This is a genomic window from Xanthomarina sp. F2636L (assembly GCF_026410195.1).
GTDB lineage: Bacteria > Bacteroidota > Bacteroidia > Flavobacteriales > Flavobacteriaceae > Xanthomarina.
Genome location: NZ_JAPMLM010000068.1, coordinates 680449 through 693311, shown reverse-complemented (window position 1 = coordinate 693311; position 12863 = coordinate 680449). Strand labels below are relative to the sequence as shown.

The following is a 12863-nucleotide window of genomic DNA, read 5'->3' as shown; positions in this document are numbered from 1 at the left end:
GATAAAAATGTGGAAAACCAAACAGAGATTTCAAATAAACATAAGAATAAAAGTAGACCTTTATGATCGCGAAATTTCTAAACCCTCAAACCAAAAATCACATGAAAATCATTTCGGTTTTAAAAAGAGACTTCCTAACGGAACCCTTTGACTTAAACAAGATTACCAACGCTATTTTAAAGGCAATGACAGCCGTTCAACACGGAGAATTAGTAGATGCTGAACGTATTTCTAACATGGTTTTTGACTCGTTGTTAGAGCGAAAAAAACTGGATCCAGATTATATTCCTACTGTCGAAGAAGTACAAGACTTTGTAGAAACAAAACTGATGGAAACTGGTTTTTTTGATGTTGCTAAAGCATATATTTTATATCGAAATGAACAGTCTAAAAAACGTAAATCCAATATTTTTGAAAAACGTATAAATTTAAAGCCTTACGAGTATCCAGAATTATACGAATATGTGCCAGCCATTAGACATTCGTATTGGATTCATACCGAGTTCAACTTTACAAGCGATATTCAGGATTTTAAAACATTACTTACAAGTCAAGAACGCACGGCTATAAAAAATACTATGCTTGCTATTTCTCAAATTGAAGTAGCAGTAAAAAATTTCTGGGGCGAAATTTACCATAGAATGCCAAAGCCAGAAATAGGTTCTGTAGGTGCTACATTTGCCGAAAGTGAAGTGCGTCATCATGATGCTTACTCACATTTACTTGAAATTTTAGGATTAAACGAAGAGTTTAAAAATCTTAAAAAGAAACCTGTTATCATGAAGCGTGTGCAGTATTTAGAAACTGCTTTAAAAAATGCAAAAAGTGAAGACAACAAAGAATATGCAGAATCTGTTTTACTTTTTTCACTTTTTATCGAACACGTGTCGCTGTTTTCTCAGTTTTTAATCATCATGGCATTTAATAAGCATAAAAATATGCTAAAAGGAATTTCCAATGTGGTGGAAGCAACTTCTAAAGAAGAGCAAATTCATGGCGATTTTGGTATTGATGTCATAAAAATTATTAAAGCTGAAAATCCAGAATGGTTTGATGAAGATTACAAAGTAATGATTCAAGACATGTGTCGTGAAGCTTTTGATGCTGAAAGCAAAATTATAGATTGGATTTTTGAAGATGGCGAATTAGATTTCTTACCAATAAATGTGATTAACGAATTTATAAAACACCGATTTAACGCTTCTCTAGAAAGCATAGGAATTGATAAAATATTTGACATCGATAAAAAACTTCTGGCAGAAACAGAATGGTTTGACGATGAAATTATAGGCACCAAACACGGCGATTTCTTCGTAAAACGCTCAATCAACTACAGTAAAAGAACACAAAGTATAACCAGTGATGACCTTTTTTAATATGAACAACGAAAAACTTACCCTCAATACAGAAAATTCAGAAGTTAAAACCTCAAACGTCAACGACCTACTTGTAAAATCAAGAAAAGAAGCACTTAAAAACAATCAACAACAAACCAATCAAGGTTTTGAATGGTTAACAGATCATAGCCGAAATTTTTTGTCTATGGGCTATATTTCTAATGGAATGACTGCCGAACAACGCATTCGTGAAATTGCGGATCGTGCAGAAGAAATACTTCAAATTCCAGGATATTCTGATAAGTTTTATGGTTATATGTCTGAAGGGTTTTATTCTTTAGCATCTCCGGTGTGGTCTAACTTTGGAAAGAAAAGAGGTCTTCCTATTAGCTGTTTTGGATCTCATGTGTCTGACGATATGGGGAATATTTTATACACCCAATCAGAAGTTGGAATGATGTCTAAATTAGGTGGAGGAACATCTGGATACTTTGGTAAAATTCGTCATCGTGGTGCCGAAGTAAAAAATAATGGTCAAGCCTCTGGAGCTGTTCATATCATGCAACTTTTCGAATCTATGGTAGATGTAGTAAGCCAAGGTTCTGTAAGACGTGGTCGTTTTTCACCATATTTACCTGTGGAGCATCCAGACATTATGGAATTCTTAGAAATTGGTACAGAAGGAAACCCTATTCAAGAATTAACCCATGGAGTTACAGTAACCAATCAATGGATGCAAGAAATGGTTGATGGAGATAACGAAAAGAGAACCATTTGGGCAAAAGTTTTACAGAGAAGAGGAGAAATGGGATATCCGTATATCTTCTTTAAAGATAATGCTAACAATGCTGCAGCCGATGTATATAGAAATGAAAAGCATACCATTTATGCCAGCAATTTATGTACGGAAATCATGTTACCATCAAGCGACGACTGGTCTTTTGTTTGCGTACTATCTTCTGTAAATGTATTGCATTACGATAAATGGAAAAATACAGATGCAGTAGAAACTATGGTATATTTTCTAGATGCCGTTATTACCGAATTTATCGATAAATTAGAAGTTTATAGAGATTCTGAAGATAGAGAAGACCGTCAAACCTTCTTATTTATGGAACGTGCTTATAATTTTGCAAAAGAAAATAGAGCCTTAGGTTTAGGTGTTTTAGGTTGGCACTCCTTATTACAATCTAAAATGTTACCATTTAACAGCCAAGAAGCTTATAATTTAAACAGTGAGATTTTTAAACTTATTAAAGAAAAGTCATATAAAGCTTCAGGGGAATTAGCTGAAGTATTTGGAGAGCCAAAAGTACTTAAAGGATATGGCAGACGTAATGCCACCTTAAATGCTATTGCTCCAACAACCTCTTCGGCGTTTATTCTTGGGCAAGTATCTCAAGGAATTGAGCCAATCTGGTCTAACATTTATGTGAAAGATATCGCTAAAATTAAAACCACGATAAAAAACTCATATTTAGAAGATTTATTAGAAGAAAAAGGACAAAACACACCAGAAGTATGGCATAGCATTAGAGATTTTGATGGTTCTGTTCAACATCTGGATTTCTTAACAGATTTAGAAAAAGACGTATTTAAAACCTATTCTGAAATCGACCAGATGGATATTATTTATCAAGCTGCAAATCGTCAGAATCATATAGACCAAGGTCAATCTGTAAACATTATTGTGCATCCAGATATGCCTGTTAAAGAGATAAACAAAATTCATGTTACTGCATGGAAATTAGGTTTAAAATCTTTGTATTATCAGCACAGCATGAATGCTGCACAGAAATTTAAACAGAAAAAGGAATGTACTAGTTGTGAAGCTTAATTACTAACAAGTACGTTTTAAAACTATAGTAAAAACCCATCTTTTTAAAGATGGGTTTTTATTTACAGATCATCCGTATTAAATGTTACATATTACTTTTTTGGATAGGAAACCTTTGAAGTTCCAAGGGTTCCATTATACTTAAACGGAGCCTTGTCATAATAATCTATGGATACAGGAGACCCTAAATCGCTCCCAAAATCGAGACAGTCATTTGCGGTAAATACCAAAGGTGCAGTAATAGGAACCTGGCCTTGTGCCACCTCTTTTCCATTTACTTTAAGAGACACATTCATTGGAGAACCTGGTTTTGGAGAAACCAATCTCGAAACCACGTCAATTTTAACGTCTCCTTTTGGTAATTTTGTTTTGGATTTAATTTGCGTTCTATTGATTTCGAATAGGTTGTATTCGTAACATAAATAACCGTCTTTTACATAACAAGATAAACCTCCAGAAAAACCGCCAAGCGCATATAGAACTCCGTTGGCATTTTCTGGAACAGTTATTTCCATACTTACATTATTATCAAACTTACCTAATTTAGGGGCTGTAAATTCAGGCATGCGTTCTATACGTCCTGTAAAGGTCCAATCTGTATAAGGCGTTGCGGGTGCATCTTCTGGGTGATAGATAACAGACCATAAACCTCCACCAATAGGCAGATTTTTGTATTTAGCAGATTCAACTAAGAACATATTCTTCATTTCCGCCAACTTTTCTGGATTCTTTTTTGCTAAATCATTCGCCTGGCTCCAATCTTCTTCAATATTGTATAGTTCCCATGTGTCTTCTTCAGGATTCCAAGTGGCTGCACCTTCTGGAAGACCAGGAACCCAAGGATTTCTCAATCCGAAGGCAGAAGCAAACCAACCGTCATAATAAAGTCCACGACTTCCCATAATATCAAAGAATTGTATTTTACGCGTTCCGTCAGCTGTTGGGTCGGCAAAGGTGTAATCCATGCTAACGCCATCAATTGGGTCTTGAGAGAAACCGTTTACCACCATCGGTTCTTCAATATCCACTACTTCATATATGGTAGGTACAATGTCGATTACATGGTGGAATTGTGGTCTTGGTGTCTTGTCTTGTTTAATTTTATTAGGCCAAGAAACTGCCATTGGCTGTCTAGTGCCTCCAAAATGAGCTGCCACTAATTTTGTGGATTTGTAGGGTGTAGAACCAGCCCAAGCCCATCCAGCATTGTACATATTGTCTGTTTTTGGCGAACCTAATACATCCAAACCTCCAAGTTCATCTAAAGCATCAATATGTTGTTGTATGGTTGTTGGAATGCCATTTTGTGCCAAGAGTTCACTGATACTTCCGTTTTGCCCTTCGGCTGAAGAACCATTATCTCCCCAGATGTAAAATATAAGGGTGTTGTCTAGTTTGTCTTGTTTTTCAATTTCGTCTATAAGTAAACCTACATTATGATCTGTGTGCTCCGCAAATCCGGCATATACCTCCATTAACCTGCTTTGAAATGCTCTTTCAGACTCAGGTATTTCATTCCAACCTTTCATGGTTTCATTGCGTTCTGTAAGCTGGGCATCTTGTGGAATCCAACCCAAGTCTTTTTGTCTTTTAAAGGCTCTCTTTCGGTATTCGTCCCAGCCATCATCAAATTTACCCTTATACTTATCTGCCCATTCTTTGGCAACATGGTGAGGTCCATGTACTGCACCAGGAGCCCAATACATCAAGAAAGGTTTGTCTGGAGAAAAAGCTTGTTGTTCTCTTAACCACTTGATGGCATCTTCAGTAATATCTTCTGTAAGGTGATAGTAATCGTGGCCTTGTGTGGTATGCGGATGTTCAACTACAGTCGTGTTTCTAACCATATGTGGCTCATATTGTGAAGCTTCACCTGCTAAAAAGCCATAAAAATATTCAAAGCCATAGCCAGTTGGCCAGTAATCAAAGGGTCCTTTAGATGTTGTTAATTCGGCAGGGGTATTATGCCATTTTCCAAATGCACTGGTGTTATAACCATAAGCTTTTAAAACTTCGGCAACGGTTGCTGAAGTTTTTGGAATGGTACCACTAAAACCGTCCCAATCGTTCGCTAGTTCTGCTATCTGACCATTACCAACAACCGTATGATTTCGTCCTGTTAATATGGATGCACGTGTTGGAGAACACATAGCTGTGGAATGAAAACGATTATATGAAATACCCATATCGGCTACTCGGCTTAGATTAGGTGTGTTTATTTCCCCACCATAAGTAGAAGGTGTGGCAGGTCCAGCATCGTCAATTAGTATTATAAGGATATTTGGTGCGTCTTTTGTTAGACGGTCTGGATCCACCCGTTTATTATAAGTGGAGGTCTGCATGGTAAGCCCAGCTTGACTTGCTGAAGGTGTTGGGGGAAATGGTAATACCTCTTGTCCATTAATGAAAATGGGGTAGATAAATAGAACTACTACTGCTAGAGTTTTTAATAGTGTAATTTGAGTTTTCATAGGATTAGCCTTTTAGAAAATTAGTATCATAAACCAAAAATAAGCAGAATCCATATATTATATAAGTTACATACCGTTACTTAACGGTTACATGGTAAAATAAAATAAGGTTATAAAAGAACTTGTTTTTTTGATGAAAACAAGATAATAGGGAATGTTTTTTTCTGTTTTTGATTAACGAAAAAAGCATGTTAATTTTTTAATGTAATTGTATTACATTCATTACTTTTTTTTGTTAATTTTATATCATGACCAAACTGCCAGACAATAGTGCGAAATTAGAATTCTCGAAGAAGGAAATATTGCAGGAATTGGATACGATTTTATCAAGTGATTTATTTTCGCGTTCTTCTGTTTTATCGAGTTTTTTAAAGTTTATTGTTGAAGAAACGTTAAAAGGCAATACCGAAGGTTTAAAAGAATATACCATTGCTGTGAATGCTTTGGGTAAATCGGTAGATTTTAATCCACAAATTGATGCCATTGTAAGGATACACGCTGGGCGACTTAGAAGATTACTAAACGAATATTATACCACTTCTGGGGTTGCAGATGTTATAAAAATTGAAGTAGTTAAAGGGACGTATGTACCAGTGTTTAGAACGCATTTAATCAAAAAGCCAAAAATAGAAACAAAGTCAGTAAAAACACCAACTGTATTTTCACGTTCAAAACTTACTCTTGCGGTTCTTCCTTTTAGAAATTTATGTCCCGATAACGACTATAAGTTCTTTGTTGACGGCTTTGGGGAAGAGCTTACCAGACTCTTTAGTAGGTTTGAAGATATTGCTGTAATTGCTCATCATTCTACCCGAAAGTATGCCACCAACCCTGAAGATATTCGAATTATTGGTTCAGATTTAGGTGTGCATTATATCATTTCTGGCTCGGTTAAACGTTCATCTGATAAAATTTGGGTAAATGTAGAACTTTTGAAAACCATGAATGGCATGCAAGTTTGGTCCAAAACATACAATTATCCTTTAAATATTGATAACCTAATAAACATTCAGGATCAGATTGTGGAAAATGTTTGCTCGGTATTGGGTGGGTACTATGGATTCATTATTCATGAAAACTCTAGATTTATTGAGCCACTTGCTTCTAATTTAAACTCTTTTGATGCTGCTTTTTGGAATTACTACTTCCACATGAACTATTCAGAAGAGACTTATCTAAAAACTCGAAAGGCTTTAGAAAATGCTATAAGTCACGACCCAAATTATGCAACTGGTTTAGCTATGTTGGCCGAGCTATATGTTCTGGCTCATTCTTTAGGTTACCCAACTGTAAAAGACCCAGTGCAAGCAGCTTTTAAGCTCACCAAAAAAGCATTAAAAATAGATCCTAGATGTCAACATGCCAATCATGAATATGGATGGCTTCAAGTTTATTTACAAAATAAAGAAGAAGCCGTTAAAGCCTTAGAATATACTTTAACGCTAAATCCTTATTCAGTTTCGTTAATGGGAGGTGTTGGGTTTAATTTGGCTTGTGCAGGGGAGTATGGACGTGCTGAAGTATTACTTACACAATCTTTATCTCTTAATCCCCATTGCCCTTGGTGGTTTTATTTTGGTTTTTTCTTAGTGTATTATCAAAAAGGAAATTATCAAAAAGCACTTGAATATGCTAATAAAATAGAAACCGTAGATGTCTTTGTTGCCTCTCTGACAAAAGCATCTGCCAAAGCCCAATTAGGTTTGCTTAAGGAAGCTCAAGAGGATGTTAAAATATTAAATAAAGAATTTTCAGAAATTATGAAAAATCTTTATCCAACCTTAGAAGCTTTTCTGCTCGATAAGTCTTTGGTTAATAATATTATTCAAGGAGCTAAAAAAGCTGGAGTTAATTTGGATTAGCCTTTTTCCTAAATAACCGTTTTTAAAAAATATCACTTCTCGTATTTAAACTAGATACCACCTCAACTACAATAGTGGTATGTAATTATTCTTAATTACATTTAACCGTTAAGTAACCGTGTAACACTTACAATTAATGTTTAACTAATTTATATTTACAGTATTATTAAAATTTAAGTTAATTTCTCATGAACAAAAAAATGATTCCTATTGTTCAATTATTTCCAGATTTTGAGGAAAAAATTGACTTTCTGTTTCAAACTGATGAAAATTTCAGGGATTTATGTTCAGATTATATGTTATGTGCATCTATGGTATTAGAAGATCAAATTTTAGAATATAAAGAATTACTGAGAGAGTTGGAAGCCGAAATTTTAAAAGAAATTTTAAAGAATAGTAATAACTCTTAAAAATAATTTAAACAACTATTATAAGAAGGCTATTATATTGAATAAAAATAAATAAATTGCATTAAATTTAATAAAAAGAAAAAAAACTAAGATTTTATCAAGTAAATATCAAAAACATTATGAAAAAACTAATAAATCTCTTCGCCGTTATACTTATAAGTGCTTTAACAGTTACTGCAGGATACGCACAAAATAACGACAAAAAAAAAGGAACATACTCGCAAACTACTAAGATTCCGGAGGGCATAACTACTCCTGATGTAGTAGAAACTTCAATTGGTACTCTAAACTTTTTCGATGGTACGCCAACACCCGAAACTGTGCAATTGGTGTATGATAATCTGGACCGCTCGCGTGGAGTAGATGCCTTTTTGAAAGGTATTCAAGGTGCATCTGTAAAAGGCTTGATGGATGGGCCAAAAGAAATTGGTGCGAATCTAAAATTCAACGATATATTAATTATGGACAAATTACTGGACTCAAAAGGGATATTCCTTACCGGTAACACGTCCACATTGTATGTTACTACTACTTTAGATTTAAAAGCACACGGCCCTATGGTTGTTGAAGCTCCTCCGGGATTATTGGGTGGATTCAACTCTGCCTGGTTTGAGTATATCAGCGACATTGGGGTTTTTGGCCCTGACAAAGGTAAAGGTGGTAAGTTTTTAGTGCTGCCTCCCGGTTATGAAGGAGATATCCCATCGGGTTATTTCGTTGTAAAATCCTCTACCTATAAAGTGTGGAATTTTATGCGCCTGTCTATTGCCGATGGTTTAGAGAAAGCTGCAAAATTGGCAAAAGATAACGTAAAAGTATATCCCTTATCAATGGCGGATAATATTCCTGAAATGAATTTTGTAAGCTCGTCAGAGAAAGCATTTAATACTGTTCATCACAACGATTACTCTTTCTACGAAGAGATAAATGAAATTATTCAGTATGAGCCATTAGAAATGCTGAATCCTGAAACAAGAGGTCTGTTTGCTTCTATTGGTATCGAAAAAGGAAAACCCTTCGCACCTGACGAGAGAATGAAAAAAATACTAACCGATGCGGTAGCCATCGGGAATGCTACAGCTCGGGCAAATGTATGGTACCCAAGAGTTGAAGGTAGCGGAAACACCATGGAGGGTATTCAAATTTACCCGGACTCTAACAGTTCATGGGTGATGGCCTTTTTAGACAAGAATGTATTCTTCAATGGCAAAGATGGCCACACTATGAATAGTGATGCAAGAGATTTCTACTACTACGTGTATACCGTAGTAACACCAGCCATGGCAGTTTCTATTCCTGGAAAAGGTTCGGATTATGCGATGTCTTTTGTCGATGCAGATAAAAAACCAATGGATGGGTCTAAAACCTACAAAGTTACTTTACCTCCAAATGTGCCGGTAAACAACTTCTGGGCATTTACTATTTACGATACCCAAACACGGTCTATGTTGCAAACCGACCAGCCAAAACCGAGTGTAGGTAGTCAAACCGAAGGTTTTAAAGCAAATGCGGATGGGTCTATGACCGTATATTTTGCACCTGAAGCACCTGAAGGATTTGAAAACAACTGGCTACAAACCATTCCGGGAAAAAGCTGGTTTACCATTTTGAGAATGTATGGCCCTCTTGAGCCATGGTTAGATAAATCTTGGAGACCAAGTGAAGTGACTGAAGTTAAATAATACATTTTAAAAATAAAGTAAGAAGTACCCTAAAAGGCACTGTTTAATCATATTTCCCAAACCATTAAATAAACACAAAAAAAATGAAAAATAAGTCAATTAATATTCTCGCGTTAGCACTTATTGGTGCATTCACAATGATGTCAAGTTATGCACAAACCGGAAAGATTTCGGCACAAGAAGCGAAGAGAACTAAAGCAGCAGGAATCGCTGACAATGTGCAAACTGTTGCGGGTGATCTGGAATTTTTTGACGGGGTTCCTGTTGGGAATACCAGCGAGTTGGTTTATGACTACCTCGACCGTGCCCGTGGCGTAGATGTTTACCTCGATAATATTGGTCCCGTTTCAATTTACAGCATTCAGGAAGCCTTAAATGAACAAGGGGCTGATGGCGCAAACAAAGTCGCGCTTTGGGAGCAATTAATGGATTCGCGTACGCCAGTTATTACCTCTAACACATCTACTATGTATGCCTATACATGGACTGATTTGGCAAAAGACGGACCAACGGTTATTGAAATTCCACCTGGGATGTTGGGATTTTTAGATGATGCATGGCAACGCTTCGTAGGCAATATGGGCATTACCGGTCCCGACGAAGGAAAAGGCGGCAAGTATCTTGTAATACCTCCGGGATATGAAGGCGAGACACCTGAAGGTTATTTTATTCTAAGCCCCCCAACGAATAGGAATTTCCTTTTCTTAAGGGGATCTATAAAAAATGGATTGGAAGCCGCATCAGATAACTTCAAAAAAGGATTGAAAATTTATCCTTTAAAGGATAAAGCCAATCCAGCAGCTACTGAATTTGTAAATATGTCGGGCCGTACATTCACGACTATTTTTCCAAGTGATTTGGAGTTTTTCGAAATGTTAAACACCGTTGTACAAGGAGAGCCTATTGAAGCCATTAACGCTGAGGTTCGTGGCGAACTGGCTGCAATCGGAATTGTAAAAGGAAAGCCTTTCAGTCCCGATGCGAGAATGAAAAAGCTACTAACCGAGGCCGCAACTTTAGGAAATGCTGCTGGTCGTGCCATTTCTTATGCGCCCCGTATTCCCGGTGTGGAGATTTACCCGGGTTCTGGCCTCAATTGGACAATGGGGTATGCAAACAAAAACACTACTTTCCAAAAAGACGGTATCATGGATTTAGATGCGCGTGCATTTTTCTACTACAATGCAGGTGGCGTAACCCCGGCAATGGCTGTAACACGCGCTGGTGCTGGCTCTGATTATGCATTGAGTATGTTGGACAACAACGACCTTGTATTTGACGGATCTAAGACTTACAAGTTGCATTTGCCACCAAATGTACCTGTTAAAGATTTCTGGGCTGTGACGCTTTACGACACACAAACGCGTTGTCAATTGCAAACCAGTCAATTGTTCCCAACTGTAGGTAGCCAAACAAAAGGTTTTGTGCAAAACGAAGATGGTTCGTCCGATCTTTATTTTGCGCCAGAAGCACCAAAAGGAAAAGAGGGAAACTGGTTGCAAACGGTACCCGGCAAAAGCTGGTTTATGCTTTTAAGAATGTATGGACCAATGGAGCCATGGATTAACAAAACTTGGAGGCCAAGTGAAGTTATGGAAGTTAAAGAATAGTCGAAATAGACATTAAAATTACATATCAATGAAATTAAAACACACATTACCAATCACATTTAGCGTAATTCTACTCATGGCAACAGGCTGTCAACAGAAAAACGAAGAAGCAAAGGCTGAAAACCAGACAGAAGAAAAAGCTATGGAAACCAATTCTATAGATGATATAAAATCGAAATATAATACAGATGTTCCTGCTAAAATATTAACGCCTGATGTAGTAGATACACGCATTGGAACTTTAAACTTCTATGATGGCATGCCATCGGAAGAAAGTACACAAAAAGTTTACGATAATCTTGATTTTATGAGAGGTGTCGAAACATTCTTAAATGGAATCCCAGCTACTTCAATAGAAGGTTTTCTATTAGGTTCTCAGGAATTAGGAGCCAAAAAATCAAACCAAATTATACTATTTGATAAACTATTGGATTCAAACCCATTATTGTTGACAGGAAATACCAGTACAGTCTATGCTTCCGGTTTTCTCGACCTGCAAGCAGATGGACCTACAGTTGTAGAAATACCTGCAGGATGTGGACCAGGTACTGTAGATGATGCCTTTTTTAGATTTGTGGTAGATATGGGTTTTCCTGGACCTGACAAAGGTAAGGGGGGTAAGTATCTTATCCTTCCACCAGATTATGATGGTGATATACCTGACGGTTACTTCGTTGCGAAATCAACGAGTTATGTGAATTGGCTTATTTTAAGAGGCTTTTTAGTTGATGGAAAACCAGATGCATCGGCCAAAATGTTTCGTGAAGGTTTGAAAGTTTATCCATTGAAGGATAAAGACAATCCGCCAGCAATGGAGTTTATTAGTGGATCAGGTAAGAAATTCAATACTATCCATGCAAATAATTACGATTTTTATGCAGAATTAAACGAAGTAATTCAACGTGAACCTTCAACCTTTTTAGAGCCAGAATTACTCGGGTTATTTGCCAGTATTGGTATCGAAAAAGGAAAGCAATTTAATCCAGATGAGAGAATGAAGGCTATTTTAACCGATGCCGTTGAGGTAGGTAACGCCACTGCGCGAGCTATTGTATTTAGATCAAGAGAAAAAGAGGCTAACATTTTTGAAACGGGCCATTGGGAATCCGGATTTATTGGCGGAAGCTACGAATGGCTTAAAGACAAAGGAAGAGGAGGTCGTTATTTAGATGCCAGAACACGTTTTTTCTATGCAGCAACCGTAAACACTCCTGCTATGGTCTTGGAAATGGTGGGTGTGGGTTCACAATACGCAATAGCTTTTGTTGATTCAAAAGGAAACTATCTGAAAGGAGATCAAAATTACACGCTCAACATCCCGGCAGATGCGCCGGCTAAGGATTTTTGGTCTGTGGTAATGTACGATCCGCAAACACGTTCTGAATTGCAAACAAGCCAGCCACTTCCAAGTGTGAGCAGTCAAAGATCACCCTTGGTGAAAAATGAGGATGGGTCGGTAACTTTATATATTGGTCCCAAAAATAATGCGCCAGAAGGCAAAGAGGCCAATTGGTTGCAATCGGTTCCAGGAAAAGGATTCTTTGCAGTATTTAGACTTTACGGGCCGCTCCAGCCTTGGTTTGACAAAACTTGGCAACCAGGAGATTTTGAGTTGGTTAAATAACAAGTATTTATAGAAATAAATTATAAAACA

8 protein-coding genes are annotated in these 12863 nt (G+C 36.9%); 7 read left to right on the top strand and 1 reads right to left on the bottom strand.

Annotated features, from left to right (window positions below; all coding sequences use genetic code 11):
- Positions 1-101: 101 nt before the first annotated feature.
- On the top strand, positions 102-1376 hold the full coding sequence (locus tag OS191_RS10490) for a ribonucleotide-diphosphate reductase subunit beta (RefSeq protein WP_267155638.1): 1275 nt from the start codon (positions 102-104) through the stop codon (positions 1374-1376).
- A gap of 1 nt (position 1377) precedes the next feature.
- On the top strand, positions 1378-3174 hold the full coding sequence (locus OS191_RS10485; RefSeq protein WP_267155637.1) for a ribonucleoside-diphosphate reductase subunit alpha: 1797 nt from the start codon (positions 1378-1380) through the stop codon (positions 3172-3174).
- Between the two features lie 92 nt (positions 3175-3266).
- Here OS191_RS10485 and OS191_RS10480 read toward each other — a convergent pair whose 3' ends face one another.
- Positions 3267-5645 (bottom strand): arylsulfatase, encoded by a 2379-nt coding sequence (locus OS191_RS10480; protein ID WP_267155636.1) that lies wholly within the window; start codon positions 5643-5645, stop codon positions 3267-3269.
- A gap of 248 nt (positions 5646-5893) precedes the next feature.
- Here OS191_RS10480 and OS191_RS10475 point away from each other — a divergent pair, with 248 nt between their 5' ends.
- The 5 genes from OS191_RS10475 to OS191_RS10455 all read left to right on the top strand — a co-directional run bounded on the left by OS191_RS10475 (position 5894) and on the right by OS191_RS10455 (position 12833).
- Positions 5894-7507 carry a tetratricopeptide repeat protein gene (locus OS191_RS10475; protein WP_267155635.1) on the top strand — a complete coding sequence of 538 codons (1614 nt, stop codon included), beginning with the start codon at positions 5894-5896 and terminating at the stop codon, positions 7505-7507.
- Positions 7508-7695: 188 nt separating this feature from the next.
- Positions 7696-7917 (top strand): hypothetical protein, encoded by a 222-nt coding sequence (locus OS191_RS10470; RefSeq protein ID WP_267155634.1) that lies wholly within the window; start codon positions 7696-7698, stop codon positions 7915-7917.
- A gap of 119 nt (positions 7918-8036) precedes the next feature.
- Positions 8037-9599: a DUF1254 domain-containing protein gene (locus OS191_RS10465; RefSeq protein WP_267155633.1), complete on the top strand. Its 1563-nt coding sequence runs from the start codon at positions 8037-8039 to the stop codon at positions 9597-9599.
- Between the two features lie 83 nt (positions 9600-9682).
- Positions 9683-11209 carry a DUF1254 domain-containing protein gene (locus OS191_RS10460; RefSeq protein WP_267155632.1) on the top strand — a complete coding sequence of 509 codons (1527 nt, stop codon included), beginning with the start codon at positions 9683-9685 and terminating at the stop codon, positions 11207-11209.
- A gap of 28 nt (positions 11210-11237) precedes the next feature.
- Positions 11238-12833, top strand: coding sequence for a DUF1214 domain-containing protein (locus OS191_RS10455; protein ID WP_267155631.1), 1596 nt, complete (start codon positions 11238-11240; stop codon positions 12831-12833).
- Positions 12834-12863 lie beyond the last annotated feature (30 nt).